Origin of the sequence: Leucobacter iarius (assembly GCF_039530105.1) — a bacterium.
Classification (GTDB): Bacteria; Actinomycetota; Actinomycetes; order Actinomycetales; family Microbacteriaceae; genus Leucobacter; species Leucobacter iarius.
Map to the genome: position 1 here is coordinate 1,652,503 of NZ_BAAAOB010000001.1, position 20,635 is coordinate 1,673,137.

The following is a 20,635-nucleotide window of genomic DNA, read 5'->3' on the forward strand; positions in this document are numbered from 1 at the left end:
GATCCCGACTCGCCCCGCCCGTCGCGTCGCGGGCCTGCGGCCTAGTGCTCTTCGTCGAGCGGGTGTGTCACCGTCGGAACCGACGCGGTGAGCGGGCGGCCTTCGCGCAGCAGCTTCCGCTTGCGCAGCTGCCACAGCACGGTGAGGAGCGCGAACCAGAACGGCATCGCGAGGAACGGCAGGCGCGTGTCCTCGCCGTAGAGCAGGGTGCCGGCGATGAACACGAAGAACGCGAGCACCATCCACGGGGCGACGCGCGACAGCGGCATCTTGAACTTCGAGGCCTCGTGACGCTCGGGGAACCGGCGCCGGTAGACGATGTAGCTGACCACGATGGATCCCCAGGTGAAGAGGATCAGCGTCGCGCACATCGACGAGACGTAGGTGAACGCCGCCACCACGCCGTCGCCGGCGAACAGGAGGGGGATCGCGGCGAACAGGAATACGGCGGTGAAGAACACCGAGCGACGGGGGACGCCGCGCGCGTCGGTGAGCGAGAAGCTCTTCGGCGCGTGCCCGTCCTTCGAGAGCCCGAACAGCATGCGCGTTCCGGAATACAGTCCGGAGTTGGCGCTCGATGCTGCCGAGGTGAGCACGACGAGCTGGATCGCGGCGGCGGCGATGCCGAAGCCGGCGAGCGCGAAGGTCGAGACGAACGGGCTCTTCGACGGGTCGATCTCGTCCCAGGGGGTGACGCTCATGATCACGGCGAGGGCGCCCACGTAGAAGATGAGGATGCGCACGACGATCGAGTTGATCGCCTTCGGCAGGGTCTTGCGCGGGTTCTGCGTCTCGGCGGCCGCGGTGCCGACCAGCTCGACGCCGATGAACGAGAAGATGCCCATCTGGAAGCCGAGTACGAAACCGCTCGCGCCCATGGGGAACATGCCGCCCCGATCCCAGAGGTGGGTGAACGACGCCTGGGTGCCCTCGGGCGAGGTGAAGTTCGTGAGCACGAGCACCACTCCGACGGCGATGAGGGCGAGGATCGCGACGATCTTGATGATCGCGAACCAGAACTCGGTCTCGCCGAAGTACTTGACCGGCTGCAGGTTGAGCACCAGGAGCGCCGCGGCCGCGATGAGCGCGGGGAGCCAGTTGGGGATCTCGGGGTTGAACCACTGCACGTACGCCGTGATCGCGATGATGTCGGCGACGCAGGCGATGACCCACGAGAACCAGTAGTTCCACGAGACGAAGAATCCGGCCCAGGGGCCGAGCATGTCCTTCGCGATGTCGCCGAAGGTCTGGTAGTGCAGGTTCGACAGCAGCAGCTCGCCGAGGGCGCGCATGATGAAGAAGACGAAGAAGCCGATCACCATGTAGACGAAGATGATCGACGGGCCGGAGACGCTGATCAGCTTGCCCGAGCCGAGGAAGAGTCCGGTGCCGATCGCACCCCCGATCGCCATGAGCTGCAGGTGGCGGTTCTTGAGACCGCGCTGCATCTCCTGCGGAGGCGGGTTCGAGGTGGTGGCGGACATGGCGGACACTCCTTTGTGATGGGGTGGGGAAGAGCGGTCGAGGGGTGGACCGTCCTTCCGGAGGTCCACCGGAGGGGTCAGCGGGCCACGACGCGGAAGGTGTCGAGCGCGGGGTCGTTCGCGCCGCGCACGTAGCCGGTCGGCGTGGCAGCGGTGCCGCGCAGGAACGCTACCGCATCCGCGCTCAGCACCTCGCCGGGGAGCACGTTCGGCACCCCGGGCGGGTAGGCCGCGAGCGAGTCGGCCGAGACGCGGCCGACGGCTCCGGCGGCGTCGACGACCTCGACGTCGGCGAAGAACGCCTCGTCGAGGCCCATGGCGCGCTCGCAGCTCGGCGGCAGCGAGATGGGGCGCTCCGGTTCGATCTCGGCCTCGGGCAGCGCCTGCAGCGCGGTCCAGAAGCGGTCCACGTCGAGGGGCGAGGTGGCGCCGACGAGCAGCAGCAGCGCCGACGGGGTCGAGAGCTCGCAGTAGATGCGGTGGTCGCGGAGCAGCTGGAAGTGGGCGTCGCCGCCCGTGATCCCGGCGCCGCGCGTGTCGATGGCGACCTTGAACGGATCGTTCGCGATTGCGTCGGGGCTCGCGAGGATGTCGGGCGTCGCGTCGCGGAAGCGGCGATCCGCCTTCACCAGGGCGCGCACGGCCTCGGCCGAGGCGATCGCCTCGGCGACCCGCTCGGGGTGGGTGACGATGTGGCGGCGCGCTTCGTCGAGCGAGGCGAGCAGCAGCGCGCTCGTGCTGGTCGACTGGTAGGAGCGCACGACGCGGTCGACGAGCGATTCGAGGGCCTCGGCGTAGGGTCCGTGGCCGAGCTGGATCATCGCCGACTGCGTGAGTGAGCCCACGGCCTTGTGCGTGCTCGAGACGACGAGGTCGGCGCCGAGACGCGCGGCGTTCGTCGGCAGGCCCGGGTGCAGCCCGAAGTGCGAGCCCCAGGCCTCGTCGACGACGAGCGGGACGCCGTGGCGGTGGGCGACGTCGGCGATCGCAGCGATGTCGGCGACGGCGCCGAAGTAGCTGGGGGAGACGATGTAGACGGCGGCGCTCGCGGGGTTCGCGGTCAGCGCCTCCTCGACCTGCTGCGCGGTGACGCCGTGGTTACAGCCGAGGCCGGCGTCGACGGCTCCGTGCACGAAGTGCGGGGTGAGGCCGACGTGGGTGATCCCGTCGATGACGCTGGAGTGGACGCTGCGCTGCACGACGAGCTCGGTGCCGAGGCCGCGCACGACGGTCGTGGCGACGTGGTTGCCGCCGGAGGCGCCGGTCGTGATGAACCAGGTGCGCGAGGCGCCCCAGGCTTCGGCGGCCAGTTCCTGCGCCTCCATGATGGGGGTGCGGCGGCCGGGGGTGACGAGCTGCCAGGTCTGCTGGTCGACGCCGCTGAACAGCATCGGGAAGTCCATGCGGAGGGCCTGCTCGCCGACGATCGAGGCGACGCCGGGAGCGTTCTCGGCCCGCGCCTGGTGGCCGGGCACGTGGATCCGCTGCCAATCGATCTCGGAGAGGCTGCGGAGTGCATCGACGTAGGGGGCTCGCGACTGCCGTTCGGCGAACGACGGATCGACCGGCGCCTCTGCGGGGGCGGGGACGGTCGTGTCTGCGCCGGAATCGGCGGCGGGGGAGGTCGTGAGCATGATCTCGACCGTAGCCCCGCCGGTGTCTCCGATGGAATATCAAGTATTCGCCCGCTGTGTCATAGTCTGTATGACATGCTGAGCCTCCAACAGATCCGGGTGCTGCTCGCGATCCGCGAGCACGGGAGCCTGACCCGTGCCGCCGAGGCGCTGCACTACGGCGTGCCGACCGTGGCGCATCACCTCGATGCGCTCGAAGCGCACCTCGGGCTCCGCGTGGTCGAGCGCCGGCGGGCCGGCACGGTGCTCACTCCGCTGGGCGTCGAGTACGCCGAGGAGGTCGAGCGTGCCGTCGTCCACCTCGATCGCGCCGAACGGATGGTCGCCGACCGGCGGGAGTCGGGCGTCTCGATCCTGCGGGTGGGCACGTTCGCCTCGGTCGGATCCCGACTGCTGCCGGCCGCGATCGCGCGCATGCAGCAGCGGCACTCCGTGCGGGTGGAGGCGGTCGAAGCCGAGCCGACTGAGGTCGTGCGCATGCTGCGCAGCGGCGAGGTGCACGCGGGGCTCATCTACGACTTCTCGGACGAGCCGGCGTTCATCTCGCCCGATCTGCGGCTCGAGCCGCTGCTGAGCGAGCCCTATCGCGTGATGGTCGGCAGGTCGAGCCCGTGGGCGGAGCACGCGGTGCTCGACTTCGCGGAGCTCGCCCAGGTGCCGTGGGTGTGCAGCCGCAGCAACGACGAGGCTCCCGACCGGGTGCTGCGCCGCACCTGCCGTGCGGTGGGGCACGAGGTGCGGGAACTCATGCGCACGGACGACCTGTACATGATCCACGGGCTCGTGGCCGAGGGATTGGGGCTGGCCCTCGCCACCGCGGCCGCGGTCGACGCGGACTTCGACGTCGCGCTGCGTCCCGCGGTGCAGGATCTCGGCGAGCGCCGTGTCTCCTTCGTGACCCGCAGCGAGCATCCGCCGGCGGCGACCGCGTGGCTCGGTGCCGAGCTCAAGCGCGTCGCGGCGCGGCGCGAGCATCCGGCCGGTCGGACCGCGTAGCGCTTTCCGGTGGCTGCCGGCTCAGTCCGCGCGGATCCCGACCCGGGCGGCCGCGTCGCGCATGGCGTCCTGCGCCTGCGCGGCGGTGATCTGGCCGGTGAGCCAGCGCCCCGAGAGCCCCTCGACGAGCGCGGTGAGCAGCAGCGCGATGGGTTCCGGGTCGGCGCTCTCGGGTTCGAGCGATTCGCGCACCAGCTCGACGACGTGCTGCTGCCAGTCGGCGGTGGATCGCGCGACGGCGCGGGCCTGCCCGGCGTCGAAGACGGCGCTCGCGCGCAGCTCGTTCCAAGCCACGGAGCCGTCGCGGATCCCCGCGTCGTCGCCGAACTCGGAGGTGAGCAGCGCGATCAGCCGCGCGGGGGCGGGCTGTTCGCCCGGGGCCTCGGCGCGGATCGCGGCGCTCTCGTTGACGTGATCCAGCGCGGCCTCGAGCAGTCCGTCGCGGTCGCCGAAGTGGTAGGCGAGCAGGCCGATCGAGACGCCGGCCTCGCGGGCGACCTCCTGCATGCGGAATCCGCGGAGCCCCGAGCGCGCGATGACCCGCTCGCAGGCGGAGAGGATCCGTTCGCGGGTGTCCTCGGCCATGATGCGCTCCTTCCGGTGCCCGGGACTTGACACGTTAGCAGCAGGAACTGAAAATGAATTCAGGACGCCCGGTGCGAAGCGCGGTGCGATCCGTCCGCACGTTCCTCCGCGGTGCCACCGCGGGAACCGACCGCAGAAACGAGGAAGTCATGCCGGCACCGTCGGACACGTTCACCCTGCTCGAGGCCAGCATCGAGCAGGTGCTCGAAGCGCTCGCATCCGGGCGGATCACGAGCGTCGAGCTCACCGCCCGCTACCTGGGCCGCATCGGTGCCTTCGACCGCGACGGCGCGCGGCTGAACGCCGTCCCGCTGCTGAACCCCGAGGTGTTCGCGCAGGCGGCCGAGTCCGACCGTCGCCGCCGCGACGGCGAGGCGCGCCCGCTCGAGGGCGTCCCGTTCACCGTCAAGGACTCCTACATGGTCAAGGGGCTCACCGTCGCATCGGGATCCCCGGCGTTCAAGGACCTCGTCGCCCAGTGGGACGCGTTCTCGGTCGCGAAGCTGCGCGAGGCCGGCGCCGTGCTCATCGGCAAGACCAACATGCCTCCCATGGCCGACGGCGGCATGCAGCGCGGCGTCTACGGCCGCGCCGAGAGCCCGTACAACCCCGACTTCCTCGCCGCGGCCTACGCGTCCGGCTCGTCCAACGGATCGGGGGTGTCGACCGCCGCCAACATGGCCGTGTTCGGCATGGGCGAGGAGACCGTCTCGTCGGGTCGCAGCCCCGCATCCAACAACGGCTTGTGCGCCTACACCCCGTCGTGGGGCGTGCTGTCGATCCGCGGCAACTGGCCGCTGTTCCCGGCGCGCGACGTCGTCGTGCCGCACACCCGGTCCATGCCCGACATGCTGCGCCTGCTCGACGTGCTCGTGCAGGACGACGACGTGACCCGCGGCGACTTCTGGCGCAACCAGCAGGTCGTCGAGCTGCCGAAGCCCAGCGCGCACCGACCGGCGTCCTACCTCGATGTGCGGGATCCCGACGCGCTGCGCGGCAAGCGCTTCGCGGTGCCCCGCATGTACCTGGGGGAGGACCCGAACTTCCCGATCGAGGTCCGCGCATCGGTGCTCGAGCGCTTCACGGCGGCCCGCGAGCGGCTCGAGTCGCTCGGCGCGATCGTCGAGGCGACCGACTTCCCGCTCATCGAGCGCTACGAGGGCGACCGTCCCGGGCAGGAGAACGTCGGCGAGCTCGGCGTGCTGCCCGAGGGGTGGATGGACACCGAGTTCAACCACTTCCTCGCCTTCGGCTGGGACGACTTCCTGCGCGCCAACGGGGATCCCGCGATCCCGTCGCTCGCGACGGTCGATCCCGACCGGATCTTCCCGCAGCCGGCCGGATCGATGCCCGACCGCTACGAGGAGGTCGAGGACTACGAGAACCGCTACCGCGTGACCGTCGGGCTCGCGAAGGACGGCATCTCGGATCCGCGCGACCGGGCCGACTTCGCCGACGGTCTGCGCGCCCTGGTGCGGCTGCGCGAGGACCTGTTCGAGAACTGGCTGACCGAGCGCGGTTTCGACGCCGTGATCTTCCCGGCGAACGCCGACGTCGCCGCTTGGAACGCCGACATCGACCAGGAGGCAGCGGACCGCGCCTGGGCGAACGGCGTGTTCTTCTCGAACGGCAACTACGCGCTGCGCCACCTCGGCATCCCCTCGATCACGGTCCCGATGGGGCAGATGAGCGACATCGGCATGCCCATCGGCCTGACCTTCGCGGGGCGCGCGTACAGCGATCCCGTGCTGCTCGGCTACGCCGCCGCGTTCGAGGCGGCCGGGTCGATGCGCCCGGTTCCCGCGTTCGCGCCGGAGCTGCCCGCGGATCTGATCCCGGCGCGCGACGGCCTCGACGCCGGCGCCTCGGCGCCCGAGGTGACGGTCGAGCTCGCGCTGGACCCCGAGCTCTACCACGAGGGCGCGCAGCTGCTGCTCGTCTCGGGCGAGGTCCGCGGTGCGCGCTCGATCGAGGCGACCGTCAACGGCCAGCCGGTGACCGTCGAGGTCTCGGGGGAGCGCTGGGCCGCCACCGCCGTGCTGCCTGCCGTCGTGCCGGTTCCCGAGATCGGCGGCAACCCGCGGGCCTCGCGCGCGCTCGTCGTCGCCCTCGCGCACGGTTCCGCGGGCGACGCGGCCGCCTACGCGGAGGTCTGAACCCGTCGCCATCCTGTGCGATGGAACGCCTCGTCATCCTGCGCGAGCTTGCGAGTCGCAGGATCCTGCGACTCCTCCGTCGCGCAGGATGACGGTGCGGGCGGTCCCGCTCAGCCGGCCGAATCCGGCGCCTCGGCGCCGCCCGCCGCGATCGGCCCGAACCGGTCGACGCTGAGCGCGAGCCGGCGCAGCAGCGTCGCGAGCCGATCCCGCTCCGCGCGCGGCACGCCCCCGAGCAGCTGCTCCTCGGCGTCGCTCAGCCGGGTCATGGCCGCGTCGACGAGGGTCTGGCCCTGCGCGGTCATCTCGACGAGCACGCCGCGACCGTCGTTCGGGTCGGTGAGCCGGCGCACCAGGCCGCGCTCCTCGAGCCGGTCGATGCGGTTCGTCATGGTGCCGCTCGACACCATCGTGTGCTGCACGAGCAACTTGGGGCTCTGCCGGTACGGGGCGCCGCTGCGCCGCAGCACGGCGAGCACGTCGAACTCCCAGGAAGCGAGCCCGGACCGCTCGAAGGCGTGCGCGCGGGCGCGGTCCAGGTGCTTGGTGATGCGCGTCATCCGCGAGAAGACGGCCAGAGGGGCGAGATCCAGATCGGGGCGCGCCGACTGCCACTCGCCGAGGATGCGGTCGACCTCGTCCTGTTGCTTCATGGATCCATTATCGCGGTGCGGAGCCCGTGCGCCCGGCCGTCCGCGGGGCGTCGCCGCATCTGACAGAATCGAGGGGTGCCGCACGGCACGTTCCGCCTTGGTGTAATGGCAGCACGACAGCCTTTGGAGCTGTGAGGTCAAGGTTCGAATCCTTGGGGCGGAGCGGTGATTCGATCAGGAGGCCACCCATCTCATGACTAACCAACTCGCAGTCGTCATCCTCGCGGCGGGGCAGGGCACTCGCATGAAGTCCGCGACCCCGAAGGTGCTGCACCCGATCGGCGGCCGCTCGCTCATCGCCCACGTGCTCGACACCGCGGCGGGGCTCGATCCGCAGACGGTGGTCGCGGTGGTGCGGCACGAACGCGAGCGCGTCGCCGCGGCGATCCTGGATCACGCGCCGCACACCCGCATCGTCGACCAGGACGCGATCCCCGGCACGGGCCGCGCGGTCGAGCAGGCGGTCGAGGCGCTGCCCGCCGACTTCGACGGCTCGATCGTGGTGCTCTCGGGCGACGTCCCGCTGATCGACGTTCCCACCCTGCAGCGCCTGGTCGACGGCCACGTCGGCGGCGGCCGCTCGATGACCCTGCTCTCGGCCATCTACGAGAACCCGACGGGGCTCGGCCGGATCCTGCGCGGCGCCGACGGGCTCGTCACGGGCATCGTCGAGGAGAAGGACGCCGACGAGGCGCAGCGGCGCATCACCGAGATCAACGGCGGCATCTACGTCTTCGCGCGTCGCGCGCTCGAGCGGGCGCTCGCCGGCATCGACACGAACAACGCGCAGGGCGAGAAGTACCTGACCGACGCAGCAGCGGCGATCCTCTCCGAGGGCGGCGCGGTCGAGGCGGTCGCGACCGACGACCCCTGGCTCATCGCCGGCGTCAACGACCGGGCTCAGCTGTCCGACGCCGGCGTCGAGATGAACCGCCGCATCGTGCGCGCGCACCAGCGCGCCGGCGTCACGATCCAGGACCCGGCGACCACCTGGATCGATGCGAAAGTCTCGATCGAGCCCGATGTCGAGATCCTGCCGGGAACCTTCCTGCGCGGGGCCACCTCGATCGCGACGGGTGCGATCGTCGGCCCCGACACGACCCTGGTCGACTGCGAGGTGGGCGAAGGCGCCCGGATCCGCCGCAGCGAGGCCACGCTCGCCGTCTTCGGCGCGGGCGTCGAGGTCGGGCCCTACTCCTTCGTCCGTCCCGGCACCGAGCTCGGTGCGAAGGGCAAGATCGGAGCGTTCGTCGAGACGAAGAACGCGAAGATCGGCGAGGCGAGCAAGGTGCCGCACCTGAGCTACGTGGGCGACGCGACCATCGGTCGCGAGACCAACGTGGGAGCGGGAACCATCGTGGCGAACTACGACGGTGTGAACAAGCACCAGACCGTCGTGGGCGACGCGGTGCGCATCGGATCGAAGAACGTGCTCATCGCTCCGGTTACGATTGAGGACGGCGTCTACACGGCGGCCGGCGCTCTGATCCGCAAGAACGTGCCTTCGGGCTCGCTTGCCATGACCGTGGCGCCGCAACGCAACATCGAAGGCTGGGTGGCGGAGCATCGCCCAGGCACGAACACCGCAGCAGCGGCTGAAAAGAACGGGGAACAGCAGGCATGAGCGCGATCGAGATGGCGGGGCAGAAGAAGCTCGTCCTCGTCTCCGGGCGGGCGCACCCGGAACTCGCCGAAGCGGTCGCCGCGGAGCTCGGGGCGAGTCTCGTCCCGACCGACGCGCGCACCTTCGCCAACGGCGAGCTCTACGCGCGATTCGATGAGAGCGTTCGCGGTTGCGACGCCTTCGTCATCCAGTCGCACACCAACCCCATCAACGAGTGGCTCATGGAGCAGCTCATCATGGTCGACGCGCTCAAGCGCGCCTCGGCGAAGCGGATCACCGTCGTCGCCCCCTTCTATCCGTACTCGCGCCAGGACAAGAAGGGCCGCGGCCGCGAGCCGATCTCGGCCCGCCTCGTCGCCGACCTGTTCAAGGCCGCCGGCGCGAACCGCATCATGACCATCGACCTGCACGCCCCGCAGATCCAGGGCTTCTTCGACGGCCCCGTCGATCACCTGTTCGCGATGCCGGTGCTGCTCGACCACTTCCGCAAGACCATCAACCGCGACGACCTCACCGTCGTCTCGCCGGACATGGGCCGCGTGCGCGTCGCCGACGTGTGGAGCGACAAGCTCGACGCGCCGCTCGCGATCATCCACAAGCGCCGCGACCCGCTGGTGCCGAACCAGGTGTCGGTGCACGAGATCGTCGGCGACGTGAAGGACCGCTGGTGCGTCGTGGTCGACGACATGATCGACACCGGCGGGACCATCGCCAAGGCCGCCGAGGCGCTCAAGAAGAACGGCGCGCGCGGCGTGACCATCGCCTGCACGCACCCGATCTTCTCGGGCAAGGCCGCCGAGTACCTGTCGCAGGACTTCATCGATCAGGTCGTCGTGACCGACACGCTCCCCATCCCCGAGGAGAAGCGCTTCGAGAAGCTCACTGTCGTGTCGATCGCCCCGCTGCTCGCGCAGGCGATCCACGAGGTGTTCGAGGACGGCTCGGTGACGAGCATGTTCGAGGGCGCCGCCTAAGCGCCCCGAACGCAGAACGGGCCGGAACCCGCGAGGGTTCCGGCCCGTTCTGCGTTTTCGGGACGGTATTGCGCGCATTCAAGCCCGATCGCTTGACAGCTCAGAGCACACACCTGACATGCTGGCTGCGTACCCATCGAAACGAGGAGGAACGCATGACCGAACCCCAGCTCTGGACTCTCGCCGCCGGACTGCTGACGGCGCTGACGGCGATCGTCGGCTTCAGGGCGCAGACGATGCGCGCGATGTCGAAGACCGTCACGGTGCAGATGGAATCCGTGCGCGAGCTGATGGCCGAGCGCTTCTCGAACGTCGACCGGCAGTTCGATCAGGTCGACCGGCGCTTCGATCAGGTCGACCGGCGGCTGGAGCACCTCGACCAGCGCGTCGGCAGGGTCGAGACGCGCGTCGACGACATCGACCGCGATGTGCAGACCATCGCGAAGCGGATCTTCCCGAAGGACTGACGGGCGCCGGCCGATCCGGCGGAGCAAGCTACTGCGCTCCGCCGGATCCGAGCCTCACTCGCCGGTCTGCGTCTCGCTGCGGTCGCCCGACCACTCGGTGTGGAACACCCCGGGGCCGTCGATGCGGCGGTAGGTGTGCGCCCCGAAGAAATCGCGCTGGGCCTGGATCAGCGACGCGGGCAGACGCGGAGCGCGGAGCGCGTCGTAGTAGGCGAGCGACGACGAGAAGCCCGGCGCCGGAACGCCCGAGAGCGCTGCCGTCGAGACCACCCGACGCCACGCCTGCTGCGCACGCCCGGCCGCTTCCGAGAAGAAGGGGGCGGTGACGAGCGAGACGAGCGACGGATCCGCCTGGTAGGCCTCGGCGATGCGTCCGAGGAACCGAGCGCGGATGATGCAGCCGGCGCGCCAGATCTTGGCGACCGCACCGCTGTCGATGTGCCAGCCGTACTGGGACGCCGCCGTGCGGATCACGTCGAAGCCCTGCGAGTAGGCGATGATCTTCGACGCGTAGAGCGCCTGGCGCACGTCCTCGACGAACGCGTCGCGATCCTCGAGCGCGATGGGGGAACCGGGGCCCTCGAGGTGCGCGCCCGCGAGGCGCTGCTCGGGGTGCGAAGAGAGACCGCGGGCGAAGACGGCCTCGGCGATCCCGCTGATCGGGGTGCCGAGGGAGAGCGCGGCCTGCACGGTCCATGTGCCGGTGCCCTTCTGGCCGGCCTGGTCGAGCACGACGTCGACGAAGGGGCGCCCGGTGCGGGCGTCGACCTGACGGAGCACCTCGGCGGTGATCTCGATGAGGTAGCTCTCGAGCTCGCCCGTGTTCCACTCGGCGAAGATCTCGGCGATCTCCGCGGGCTCGAAGCCGGCGCCGCGGCGCAGCAGGTCGAAGGCCTCTGCGATGAGCTGCATGTCGGCGTACTCGATGCCGTTGTGCACCATCTTCACGAAGTGGCCCGCGCCATCGGTTCCGACGTGCGTGACGCAGGGCTCGCCGTCCTCCTCGGCGCGCGCCGCGATGGATCGGAAGATCGGGCCGACGGTCTCGTAGGACTCGGCGGATCCGCCCGGCATGATGCTCGGTCCGTTGAGCGCGCCCTCCTCGCCGCCCGAGATGCCGGCGCCGACGAAGTGCAGACCGCGCTGGCGGAGCTCGAGTTCGCGGCGGATCGTGTCGGTGTACTGGGCGTTGCCGCCGTCGATGATGATGTCGCCGGGCTCGAAGGCGTCGGCCAGCTCGGAGATGACCGCGTCGGTGGCCTTGCCGGCCTGCACCATGATGATGGCGGTGCGGGGCCGGGTCAGCGCGGCGGCGAAGTCGGCGACGCTCTCGGTCGCGACGAAACCGGCCTCCGGGTGCGCGGAGACGAGGGTGCGGGTGCGCTCGGGGGAGCGGTTGTAGACCGCGACGCGGTTGCCCTCGCGGCTGGCGAGGTTGCGCGCGAGGTTGGCTCCCATGACCGCGAGGCCCACCACTCCGACGTTTGCCGATGGGGTGCTGGTCATCTTCTGGATCTCCATTCCGCGCGCGTACCCGACGCGCCGCGTTCGTCGCTCTACCGCCCGATCGGTCCGCGCTCGGGAGCGTGGAACCGGCTGCGCCGATGGTCCGTGGGCGGACTCCAGACTACAAGGCGCCCCGCGCGATGCCCCGCACCGCGTGCGAATTCCGTGTAAACTGTGGAGCTGTACTTCGGCGAGGGATGCGCGAGCATCCGTGATCGACGCGGGACGGACTGCCTTGCGGGCCTTTCTGACGCGCCATTCGGCGAGACATGACCATTCCGGCGGCCCAGCCCGCCTCGAATCGGGCGCGAGCCCGCAAAGGAGAACCACGATGACCGAGGCGAACGCCCTCGTCGGCACCCCCCGCGACAACTTCGGCAAGGGTGCGGCTCGCAAGCTGCGCGCTGCCGGCCAGACCCCGGCCGTCATCTACGGCCACGGCACCGAGCCGGTGCATCTCTCGGTCGAGACCCACCCGCTGAGCCTGATCATCCGTCAGGCCAACGCGCTCATCAACCTCGAGCTCGAGGGCAAGAAGACCCTCGTGCTCGTCAAGGACGTGCAGAAGGATCCGGTGCGCCAGATCATCGAGCACATCGACCTGGTCATCGTGAAGAAGGGCGAGACCGTCGAGGTCGAGATCCCCGTGCACGTCGTCGGCGAGCCCTTCTCGGGCACCAACGCGCTGCAGGAGCTCAACACCCTCCGCCTGAGCGCTCCCGCGACCTCCATCCCCGAGAACGTCGAGGTCTCGGTCGAGGGCCTCGTGGCCGGCACCCAGATCCTCGCCGGCGCGGTCGAGCTCCCCAAGGGCGCCAGCCTGCTCGACGCGCCCGAGCAGCTCGTCGTGCACGTCGTCGCACCGCGCGGCCCCAAGGACGAAGAGGGCGAGGCGGCCGCCGAGTAATCGACGCCCGTTCGAGCATTGCGAGCCCGCCGGGGCCGTTCGCGCACGCGCGACGGTTCTGGCGGGCTCGTGCCGTTCTCCGCGCCTCGCGGAGCGGCGGATAGAACCTGAACAGCTAAAGGAGCAGCAACGGTGGCGCAGGACAACTGGCTGGTCGTCGGCCTCGGCAACCCCGGAGCCCAGTACGAGGCGACGCGCCACAACGTGGGCCAGATGGCGCTCGACGTGCTCGCCGACCGCATCGGTGCGGGCTTCGGGTCGCACCGCAGCAACGCGCGCGTCGCCGAGGGCTGGCTGCGACCGGGCGGGCCGAAGCTGATCCTCGCGAAGCCGAACAGCTACATGAACACCTCGGGCGGCCCCGTCTCGTCGCTCGTCTCCTACTTCGGGATCGAGCCGGATCACGTCATCGTGCTCCACGACGAGCTCGACATCCCGTTCGACACCATCAAGCTCAAGCAGGGCGGCGGCCACGGCGGCCACAACGGTCTGCGCGACATCGCGAAGGCGCTCGGCACGCCGGAGTTCCTGCGCGTGCGCATCGGCGTCGGGCGACCGCCCGGGCGCCAGGATCCCGCCGACTACGTGCTGAAGCCGTTCGCCTCGACCGAGCGCGATGCGCTCGCCGTGCTGCTGGAGGACGCCGCCGACGCGGCCGAACAGCTCGCCGACGAGGGGCTGCTCGCCGCCCAGCAGCGCTTCCACGGGAGGGATGCGAAGTGACCCTGCACGGGATCGATCGGCTGCTCGAACACGCGCCGTCGTTCGCGTCGGCGCTCGACGCGGCGAGCGGCGACGCCGAGTTCTCGGTGGTCGAGGGGCTGCGCGCCCCACTGATCGCCGGACTGCTGCGCCGGCGCCGGGCCGCGGGCGACCGCGGCGCGCTGCTCGTCATCGCGGCGACGAGCCGCGAGGCGGACGCCCTGCGCACCGCGCTGCAGTCGATCGTCCCCGATGCGGTCACGGCGGAGTTCCCGGCCTGGGAGACCCTGCCGCACGAGCGCCTGAGCCCCAGCGTCGAGACGGTGGGGCGCCGGGCGCTCGCGCTGCGCCTGCTGCGCGAGCACGACGATTCGCGCCCCCTGATCCTGGTCGCGTCGATCCGCGCCGCGCTGCAGCCGGTCTCGCCGCACGCGGCCTTCGCCGAGCCCATCGTGCTGCGCGCCGGTGCCGAGCCCGAGGTCGCCGGTGCCCGCGGGCTCGAGGCCATCGCCCGTGAGCTCGTCGCCCGCGCCTACACCCGGGTCGACATGGTGACCCGGCGCGGCGAGTTCGCCGTGCGCGGCGGGATCCTCGACGTCTTCCCGCCCACCGCCGAGCAGGCGGTGCGCGTCGACTTCTTCGGCGACGAGGTGGATCAGATCCGCCGCTTCGCCGTGTCCGATCAGCGCAGCGCGGGCGACCCGCTGCCCGGGATCGAGCTCTGGCACGCGCGCGAGCTGCTGCTCACCGACGCGGTGCGCGAGCGCGCCGCCGAGCTGCTGCCGAAGTTCCCGGCGCTCGGCTCGCTGCTCGAGAAGATGAGCCAGGGGATCGCGGTCGAGGGCATGGAGAGCCTGCTGCCGCAACTGGTCGACGGGCTGCGTCCGCTGACCGCGCTGCTGCCCGAGGGCGGATCCGTGCTGGTCGCCTCGCCCGAGCGGGTCGCCGGGCGCGCGGTCAGTCTCGCCGACACCAACCGGGAGTTCCTCGAGGCGGCCTGGTCGGCGGCGACCGCGGGCGCCGACGCCCCGGTCCCGGTCGAGGACAGCGGGATGCTGTCGGTCGCCGAGCTGCGGGCCGCGGCCGGGCGGCGCCCCTGGTGGACGGTCTCGAGCTTCGTGCAGGGGCCCGAGGATCCGGGCGCCGGCGAGCTCGACGGCGGGGCGGCCGCGGCCGGCTCCGCCGATGGCGCCGATCCGTCCGTCATCGCCGTGCACGGGGCCCCCTTCCCGCGTGCCGCGGGGTCCGCCGATCCCACCGGCGCGGCGATCCGCCTGTTCGCGGAGCGGCTGCGGGACGGCTGGACCGTCGTCGTGACCGCACAGGGCGTCGGCCTGGTCGAACGCGCGCGCGACATGCTCTCGGAGGCCGGAGCGGCCGCCCGCATGCTCGACGAGCTGCCCGAGCGTCCCGAGCCGGGAGTGATCCACCTCGTGCCGGGCACCGCCTGGACCGGGTTCGAGAGCGCCGAGGCGAAGCTGCTGCTCGCGACCGAGGCCGAGTTCTTCGGTCGGGCCGTGTCGAGCCAGGCGGCGAGCGGGCAGAAGCTCGCGAAGCGGCGCGGCAAGAACGTCGTCGACCCGCTGAAGCTGGTGGCCGGCGACTACGTGGTGCACGAGACGCACGGCATCGGCCGGTTCGTCGAGCTGACGCAGCGCATGGTGCCGACCGGCATCGGCCGCGACGCGGTGAAGGCGCTGCGCGAGTACCTCGTGCTCGAGTACGCCTCGACCAAGCGCGGCATGCCGAAGGACAAGCTCTACGTGCCCACCGACCAGCTCGACCAGCTGTCGCGCTACGTCGGCGGCGAAGCGCCCCCGCTGTCGAAGATGGGCGGCAGCGACTGGGCCAACGCGAAGAAGAAGGCCCGCAAGGCGGTGCGCGACATCGCGGTGGAGCTCGTGAAGCTCTACTCGGCGCGCGTGGCGTCGAAGGGGCACGCCTTCTCGCCCGACACCCCGTGGCAGCACGAGCTCGAAGAGGCGTTCCCCTACGCGGAGACCCTCGACCAGCTCACCACGATCGACGAGGTCAAGCGCGACATGGAGCGCGAGATCCCGATGGATCGCCTGGTCGCGGGCGATGTGGGCTTCGGCAAGACCGAGGTCGCGGTGCGCGCCGCGTTCAAGGCGGTGCAGGACGGCAAGCAGGTCGCCATGCTCGTGCCGACGACGCTGCTCGTCAGCCAGCACCTCGAGACGTTCCAGAACCGCTTCGCCGGCTTCCCGGTGCGGATCCGCCCGCTCAGCCGGTTCCAGAGCGAGAAGGAGTCGAAGGACACCATCGAGGGTCTCGCCGCCGGTACGGTCGACGTCGTGATCGGCACGCACCGGCTGCTCGCCGAGAGCGTGGCCTACAAGGACATCGGCCTGCTCATCATCGACGAGGAGCAGCGCTTCGGCGTCGAGCACAAGGACGCGCTGAAGAAGCTCAAGACCAACGTCGACATCCTCGCGATGAGCGCGACCCCGATCCCGCGCACGCTCGAGATGGCGGTCACCGGCATCCGCGAGATGTCGACCCTCGCGACGGCCCCCGAGGATCGGCACCCGATCCTCACCTTCGTCGGCCCCCGCAGCGACAAGCAGATCACCGCGGCGATCCGACGCGAGCTGCTGCGCGAGGGGCAGGTGTTCTTCGTGCACAACCGGGTGCAGTCGATCACCCGAATCGCGGCGCAGATCTCGGAGCTCGTGCCCGAGGCGCGGGTCGCGGTCGCGCACGGCAAGCTGAGCGAGCACCAGCTCGAGCAGGTCGTGCAGGACTTCTGGGAGCGCAAGTTCGACGTGCTCGTTTCGACGACGATCATCGAGACCGGGCTCGACATCGCCAACGCGAACACGATCATCATCGACGCGGCCGACAAGTACGGCCTGAGCCAGCTGCACCAGCTCCGCGGGCGCGTCGGGCGCAGCCGCGAACGCGCCTACGCCTACTTCCTCTACGACCCCGACAAGCCCCTCACCGAGCACGCGCACGAGCGGCTCGACACGCTCGCGACGAACAACGAGCTCGGTTCGGGCATGCAGGTCGCCCTGAAGGATCTCGAGCTGCGCGGCGCGGGCAACCTGCTCGGCGGCGAGCAGTCGGGCCACATCGCGGGGGTCGGCTTCGACCTCTACCTGCGCATGATCGGCGAGGCCGTGAACACGTTCAAGGGCGAGGAGACGACGGGGCCGAGCGAGCTGGTGCTCGAGCTGCCGGTCGACGCGCACATCCCCGAGGAGTACGTCGAGAGCGAGCGCCTGCGCCTCGAGGCCTACCAGAAGTTCGCGGCGTCGGCCCACCCGCAGGCGCCCGAGGACCACGTGGCCCTCGTGCTGGAGGAGCTGACCGACCGCTACGGCGCTCCGCCTGAAGAGGTGCAGCGCCTGGCCTCCGTGTCCGCGCTGCGTCGCCGGGCCGCGAAGCTGGGTCTCGCGAAGGTCGTCGCGGCCGGTCCGAACCTGCGGATCGAGCCGGTCGAGCTCCTCGACTCGCGCCGCATGCGCATGAACCGCATGTACCCGGGTTCGCGCTACACCGAGTCGACCAAGACGCTGCAGATCCCGCTGCCGGGCGGGACCGCCTCCTCGCGCAGCCCGCTCGCGGGCGTGGGACAGAAGCGCATGGGCGACGAGGGCGACATCGTCGCCTGGACGGGCCGCGTGCTCGGCACGCTGCTCGAAGCGGATCCGCCGGCCGCCGGCTGAGCGGGCCCGTTCGATCCGCCGACTGAGCGGGCTCGCGCGTCGAAATCCGACTACGTTCGCCGGAAACGCGGAACGGGCGCCGCCGGGAGGAATCCCGTGCGGCGCCCGTTGCGGGTGCGGCGAGGCCGGGGCCTCGCTCGGCGGCCGGATCAGCCGGCGTTGCAGACCTTGTTGATCTCGGAGACGGCGCCGGTCATGTCCTTCTGCGAGGTCTCGAGGTCCTTCTGGACCTTCGAGAACTCGGCCTGGGCGGCCTCGCTCTTCTTGCGGAGCTCCTCGATCTTCTGCATCGAGGCGGGGTCCGACATGTCGAGGTTCTTCAGGTCGGCCAGGCCGGCGAAGACGGACATGTCGATGCCCGCGAGCGACTTCTTCACGGATTCGAAGCCGGCCACCATCTTGTCGTACTGCGGCTTGACCTTGTCGTTGGTGATCTTCGACTGGGTGTCCTTGAGCGCCTTGGACACCGGATCGAGCGCGGCTGCGAAGTCGACCTTCTCGCCCTCGGTGAGCTTCGACATGCTGTTCGCGATATCCGAGTTCGACTCCGAGATCTTGCTGTCGGTGGTCTTCACCAGCTTGCAGGCGTCGGCGACGCTCTGGCCGCCGGCGCAGGCCGCCATGCTCACGGTGAGCGCGATCGCTGCGGCGATGCCGCCGATACGGGGAAGGATGGCCTTCGTCATCAGGTGACTCCTGTCTGGAATGTCTGCGGGGGGATGAGCGCGAGATCGCCTCGGCCCGGACCGTTTCCGGCCTCTGCGAGCCTAAGTCATGTGAAATCCCCGGATGCGGGATATCGCTGCTGGGGTCAGGGAATTGTGACCGCAATGAAATGTTTGTTTTCACATAAATGATCAATTGAATATTCAATCTTTTGTGGGCATGCCCTGATCAGTGCGAAGAATTCGGGACTCGGTGGCGCTCCGGTGCGCCGCGATAGGGTTCGAGCATGAGCGAGAGCGGAGCTGAGGTGTTCGGCACGGATGGGGTCGAGGCGGCGGGGGCAACGGTGCCGATTCCGGCGTCGGATCCGGTGGCCGCGGTGCGGGAGACCGTCCGCAGGCTCGTCGCCGACGGCGGGTGCGCCTGGCACGGAGTGCAGACGCATGCCTCGCTCGTCCCGTTTCTCATCGAGGAGAGCGCCGAGGTCGTCGATGCGATCGAGCGCGAGCTGCCGGCCGACGAGGTCCGCGGAGAGCTCGGCGACGTGCTGTACCAGGTGCTGTTCCACGCGGCGCTCGCGGAGCGGGACGGCGAGGGGTACGACCTGGACGCGATCGCGAGCGGGCTGAACGAGAAGCTCATCGCGCGGCACCCGCACGTCTTCGGGGATCGCGGATACCTGAGCGTCGAGGAGCTGCACGCCGAGTGGGAGCGGCTCAAGGAGGACGCCGCGGGGGAGCGGCGCGGATCGCGCGGGGCGCTCGAGGGGATCCCCGCAGGGATGCCGACGCTGGCCCGAGCGGCGAAGGTCGTGGAGCGGCTGAAGCGCGCCGGTGCGCTGGATCCCGCGGCGGAGCGCCCGAATGGCCGAGTGCGCGCGGAGGAGGCCGTGAACGGTGCCGAGGCCGAGGCGGAACTCGGTGATGCGCTGATCGATCTGGTGGTGCGCGCGAACGCGCTGGGTGTGGATCCGGATCGCGCGCTGCGTCGCGCGGTGGACCGACTCGCCGCTCGGGCTCTGCCGGGGGAGTGAGGCGCGGACGCGCCTCCTGGCCGGCTCAAGCGTTTCCGGCGCCGGGTTCCTCGGGCTCGGCCCAGAGCGCGCGCAGCACCGCGACCGCGTCGTCGAGCGAGGTTCCCGCGCTCTGGACGGCCTCGGCGAGACGCCGCGCCGCCTCGACCACGGGCTGCGGCGCCCGTGAGGCGCCGGGGGCGACGCGGGTGCCCGCGGCGGTGCGCGTGATGACCAGCCCCTCCGACTCGAGCTGCTTGTAGGCCTTCGCGGTGGTGGCCTGCGCGAGGCCGAAATCGCGTGCGGTCTGCCGCACGGTCGGCAGCCGCTCGCCGTCGCCGAGCCGGCCCGAGCGGATCGCTCCCCGGAACAGCTCGGCGAGCTCGTCGGCGGTTCCCGGCGTGGTCATCACTGCTCGCCTTCCGCGCGGGCGATTCCTCCGCCGACGCCGACGCCGACGGCGCTGCTGGCGACCGCCCTCGCCTCCGCTCGCCGCCCCGAGACGAAGGAACGGACGAGATCGACGGCGAGACGCATGAGCAACGCCGCCCCGATTCCCTGCACGATGTAGCCGGCCCAGTGGAGCGGTCGTGCGACATCCCGGTAGCCCGTGCCGATGGTGACGAGCTCTCCGGGGGAAGCCGCGAGACCATCGACGCCGACGATGATCTCGCCGACGAAGCCGACGAAGGCCCAGACTGCCCCGAGCGTCAGAAGGATCCCGCCCAGCGCGAAGAGCGTCATGGTCCTGGCCGCGGCCTCGCGCGATACGCGAACTTCAGCAGCGAGGGCATCGACGGGAGCCGGACGGTTGGCCCCCGCGTCCAGTGCGAGCGGTAGCGCGATCGCGCAGAGTAGGAGGGCGACCAGGGTGAGCAGGTGGTTCGGCCAACCGGCTCCCCAGTAATAGCCCATGCCATCCTGGAACCGGCCGAATGCCGGAAGATCGGTCGGGATGGAGCCGATGCCGTAACGGTCCCCGTCGCTCGGGACCGACACTCCGATCAGGATCTGCCACCCTGCGGTGAGGAGTCCGAGCGTGCCCGTGATCGCCGTGATCCAGAGCAGGGTCCTCGGCGTGAACTCCCACCAGCGGCGGCGAGGGGTGATCGCGCGGTGGCCTGGCGCCGGCACTCCGGCCAGGCGGAGGGGGAGCGCCACGACGAGCAGCAGGGCGGCGGTGGCGAAGAGCGGGAGCGGGCGTTGCCACCACGCGTCCCAGTCGACGTGCATCGGGTTGCTCGCGGCGATCCAGCTGGTCGTCGTTCCGATCCCGAGCACCAGGAGCGCTGAGACGATGCCCCACAGGAAGAGGGGCAGCGCCGCCTGCTTCCGGGAGGGGAGCTGGACCGTGCTGCGCGGTCGGATCCATGACAGGGCGAAGAATACGGTGCCGAGCGTGAGGGCGACCTCGACCGGGAAGAGTTCCTTGGCTGAGTGGAGCAGCTGGATGAGCGTGTCCATGTCCGTCCTTTCGGGGCGGTCCGTGAGCCGGAGGTGCTCGTCGATCGTCTTGTGCTGAGAAAGTAGCACAACTTGTGCTGGCTGCGCAGATCAAGATTTCGCCCCAGGGTCTC

General features: G+C 70.5%; 16 protein-coding genes, 1 tRNA gene and 1 pseudogene. 10 read left to right on the forward strand and 8 right to left on the reverse strand.

Going from position 1 to position 20,635, the window contains the following annotated elements:
- Positions 1-41: 41 nt before the first annotated feature.
- Together ABD169_RS07365 and ABD169_RS07370 are read right to left on the reverse strand one after the other, a co-directional pair.
- Positions 42-1,484: an amino acid permease gene (locus ABD169_RS07365; protein ID WP_046455028.1), complete on the reverse strand. Its 1,443-nt coding sequence runs from the start codon at positions 1,482-1,484 to the stop codon at positions 42-44.
- Between the two features lie 77 nt (positions 1,485-1,561).
- Positions 1,562-3,118 carry an aminotransferase class I/II-fold pyridoxal phosphate-dependent enzyme gene (locus tag ABD169_RS07370; RefSeq protein ID WP_344031035.1) on the reverse strand — a complete coding sequence of 519 codons (1,557 nt, stop codon included), beginning with the start codon at positions 3,116-3,118 and terminating at the stop codon, positions 1,562-1,564.
- A 75-nt stretch (positions 3,119-3,193) separates the two neighbouring features.
- Here ABD169_RS07370 and ABD169_RS07375 point away from each other — a divergent pair, with 75 nt between their 5' ends.
- A complete protein-coding gene (locus ABD169_RS07375; protein ID WP_344031037.1) occupies positions 3,194-4,114 on the forward strand; it encodes a LysR family transcriptional regulator in 921 nt (306 codons plus the stop codon).
- A gap of 21 nt (positions 4,115-4,135) precedes the next feature.
- Here the strand turns inward: ABD169_RS07375 and ABD169_RS07380 are convergent, their stop codons facing one another.
- Positions 4,136-4,699 carry a TetR/AcrR family transcriptional regulator gene (locus ABD169_RS07380; RefSeq protein WP_344031039.1) on the reverse strand — a complete coding sequence of 188 codons (564 nt, stop codon included), beginning with the start codon at positions 4,697-4,699 and terminating at the stop codon, positions 4,136-4,138.
- Between the two features lie 149 nt (positions 4,700-4,848).
- Between ABD169_RS07380 and ABD169_RS07385 the strand changes: the two are divergent.
- Positions 4,849-6,528, forward strand: a pseudogene (locus ABD169_RS07385) (amidase); the annotation flags it as partial.
- A gap of 437 nt (positions 6,529-6,965) precedes the next feature.
- Here the strand turns inward: ABD169_RS07385 and ABD169_RS07390 are convergent.
- Positions 6,966-7,508, reverse strand: a complete 543-nt coding sequence (locus tag ABD169_RS07390) for a MarR family winged helix-turn-helix transcriptional regulator (RefSeq protein WP_344031043.1) — start codon at positions 7,506-7,508, stop codon at positions 6,966-6,968.
- 91 nt (positions 7,509-7,599) lie between these two features.
- Here ABD169_RS07390 and ABD169_RS07395 point away from each other — a divergent pair.
- The 4 genes from ABD169_RS07395 (at position 7,600) to ABD169_RS07410 (ending at position 10,573) form a co-directional block, all read left to right on the forward strand.
- Positions 7,600-7,671, forward strand: a tRNA-Gln gene (locus tag ABD169_RS07395).
- A 30-nt stretch (positions 7,672-7,701) separates the two neighbouring features.
- On the forward strand, positions 7,702-9,132 hold the full coding sequence (gene glmU, locus ABD169_RS07400; RefSeq protein WP_344031044.1) for a bifunctional UDP-N-acetylglucosamine diphosphorylase/glucosamine-1-phosphate N-acetyltransferase GlmU: 1,431 nt from the start codon (positions 7,702-7,704) through the stop codon (positions 9,130-9,132).
- Positions 9,129-10,106, forward strand: a complete 978-nt coding sequence (locus tag ABD169_RS07405; RefSeq protein WP_046455020.1) for a ribose-phosphate diphosphokinase — start codon at positions 9,129-9,131, stop codon at positions 10,104-10,106. Before glmU ends, ABD169_RS07405 begins: the two co-directional genes overlap by 4 nt.
- A 155-nt stretch (positions 10,107-10,261) precedes the next feature.
- Positions 10,262-10,573: an SPX domain-containing protein gene (locus ABD169_RS07410; RefSeq protein ID WP_344031046.1), complete on the forward strand. Its 312-nt coding sequence runs from the start codon at positions 10,262-10,264 to the stop codon at positions 10,571-10,573.
- Positions 10,574-10,627: 54 nt separating this feature from the next.
- Here ABD169_RS07410 and gndA read toward each other — a convergent pair whose 3' ends face one another.
- Positions 10,628-12,079: an NADP-dependent phosphogluconate dehydrogenase gene (gene gndA, locus ABD169_RS07415; protein ID WP_046455053.1), complete on the reverse strand. Its 1,452-nt coding sequence runs from the start codon at positions 12,077-12,079 to the stop codon at positions 10,628-10,630.
- 331 nt (positions 12,080-12,410) lie between these two features.
- On the opposite strand from gndA, the gene ABD169_RS07420 reads away from it, so the two are divergent.
- The 3 genes from ABD169_RS07420 (at position 12,411) to mfd (ending at position 17,380) form a co-directional block, all read left to right on the forward strand.
- Positions 12,411-12,986, forward strand: coding sequence for a 50S ribosomal protein L25/general stress protein Ctc (locus tag ABD169_RS07420; RefSeq protein WP_344031049.1), 576 nt, complete (start codon positions 12,411-12,413; stop codon positions 12,984-12,986).
- A 132-nt stretch (positions 12,987-13,118) separates the two neighbouring features.
- Positions 13,119-13,709 (forward strand): aminoacyl-tRNA hydrolase, encoded by a 591-nt coding sequence (gene pth / locus ABD169_RS07425; RefSeq protein ID WP_344031051.1) that lies wholly within the window; start codon positions 13,119-13,121, stop codon positions 13,707-13,709.
- Entirely contained in the window at positions 13,706-17,380 is a 3,675-nt protein-coding gene (gene mfd, locus ABD169_RS07430; RefSeq protein ID WP_344031053.1) for a transcription-repair coupling factor, read from the forward strand. Before pth ends, mfd begins: the two co-directional genes overlap by 4 nt.
- 149 nt (positions 17,381-17,529) lie before the next feature.
- Here the strand turns inward: mfd and ABD169_RS07435 are convergent, their stop codons facing one another.
- Positions 17,530-18,066 (reverse strand): hypothetical protein, encoded by a 537-nt coding sequence (locus ABD169_RS07435; protein WP_344031055.1) that lies wholly within the window; start codon positions 18,064-18,066, stop codon positions 17,530-17,532.
- 266 nt (positions 18,067-18,332) lie between these two features.
- On the opposite strand from ABD169_RS07435, the gene ABD169_RS07440 reads away from it, so the two are divergent.
- Positions 18,333-19,079, forward strand: a complete 747-nt coding sequence (locus ABD169_RS07440) for a MazG nucleotide pyrophosphohydrolase domain-containing protein (RefSeq protein ID WP_344031057.1) — start codon at positions 18,333-18,335, stop codon at positions 19,077-19,079.
- Between the two features lie 25 nt (positions 19,080-19,104).
- Here the strand turns inward: ABD169_RS07440 and ABD169_RS07445 are convergent, their stop codons facing one another.
- Positions 19,105-19,467 carry a GntR family transcriptional regulator gene (locus tag ABD169_RS07445; protein ID WP_344031059.1) on the reverse strand — a complete coding sequence of 121 codons (363 nt, stop codon included), beginning with the start codon at positions 19,465-19,467 and terminating at the stop codon, positions 19,105-19,107.
- Positions 19,467-20,522, reverse strand: a complete 1,056-nt coding sequence (locus ABD169_RS07450; protein ID WP_344031061.1) for a hypothetical protein — start codon at positions 20,520-20,522, stop codon at positions 19,467-19,469. Before ABD169_RS07450 ends, ABD169_RS07445 begins: the two co-directional genes overlap by 1 nt.
- Positions 20,523-20,635 lie beyond the last annotated feature (113 nt).

Coding starts and splice junctions, on each gene's coding strand:
- ABD169_RS07365 (WP_046455028.1), bottom strand. CDS start 1,484: ATGTCCGCCACCACCTCGAACCCGCCTCCGCAGGAGATGCAGCGCGGT.
- ABD169_RS07370 (WP_344031035.1), bottom strand. CDS start 3,118: ATGCTCACGACCTCCCCCGCCGCCGATTCCGGCGCAGACACGACCGTC.
- ABD169_RS07375 (WP_344031037.1), top strand. CDS start 3,194: ATGCTGAGCCTCCAACAGATCCGGGTGCTGCTCGCGATCCGCGAGCAC.
- ABD169_RS07380 (WP_344031039.1), bottom strand. CDS start 4,699: ATGGCCGAGGACACCCGCGAACGGATCCTCTCCGCCTGCGAGCGGGTC.
- ABD169_RS07390 (WP_344031043.1), bottom strand. CDS start 7,508: ATGAAGCAACAGGACGAGGTCGACCGCATCCTCGGCGAGTGGCAGTCG.
- glmU (WP_344031044.1), top strand. CDS start 7,702: ATGACTAACCAACTCGCAGTCGTCATCCTCGCGGCGGGGCAGGGCACT.
- ABD169_RS07405 (WP_046455020.1), top strand. CDS start 9,129: ATGAGCGCGATCGAGATGGCGGGGCAGAAGAAGCTCGTCCTCGTCTCC.
- ABD169_RS07410 (WP_344031046.1), top strand. CDS start 10,262: ATGACCGAACCCCAGCTCTGGACTCTCGCCGCCGGACTGCTGACGGCG.
- gndA (WP_046455053.1), bottom strand. CDS start 12,079: ATGACCAGCACCCCATCGGCAAACGTCGGAGTGGTGGGCCTCGCGGTC.
- ABD169_RS07420 (WP_344031049.1), top strand. CDS start 12,411: ATGACCGAGGCGAACGCCCTCGTCGGCACCCCCCGCGACAACTTCGGC.
- ABD169_RS07435 (WP_344031055.1), bottom strand. CDS start 18,066: ATGACGAAGGCCATCCTTCCCCGTATCGGCGGCATCGCCGCAGCGATC.
- ABD169_RS07440 (WP_344031057.1), top strand. CDS start 18,333: ATGAGCGAGAGCGGAGCTGAGGTGTTCGGCACGGATGGGGTCGAGGCG.
- ABD169_RS07445 (WP_344031059.1), bottom strand. CDS start 19,467: ATGACCACGCCGGGAACCGCCGACGAGCTCGCCGAGCTGTTCCGGGGA.
- ABD169_RS07450 (WP_344031061.1), bottom strand. CDS start 20,522: ATGGACACGCTCATCCAGCTGCTCCACTCAGCCAAGGAACTCTTCCCG.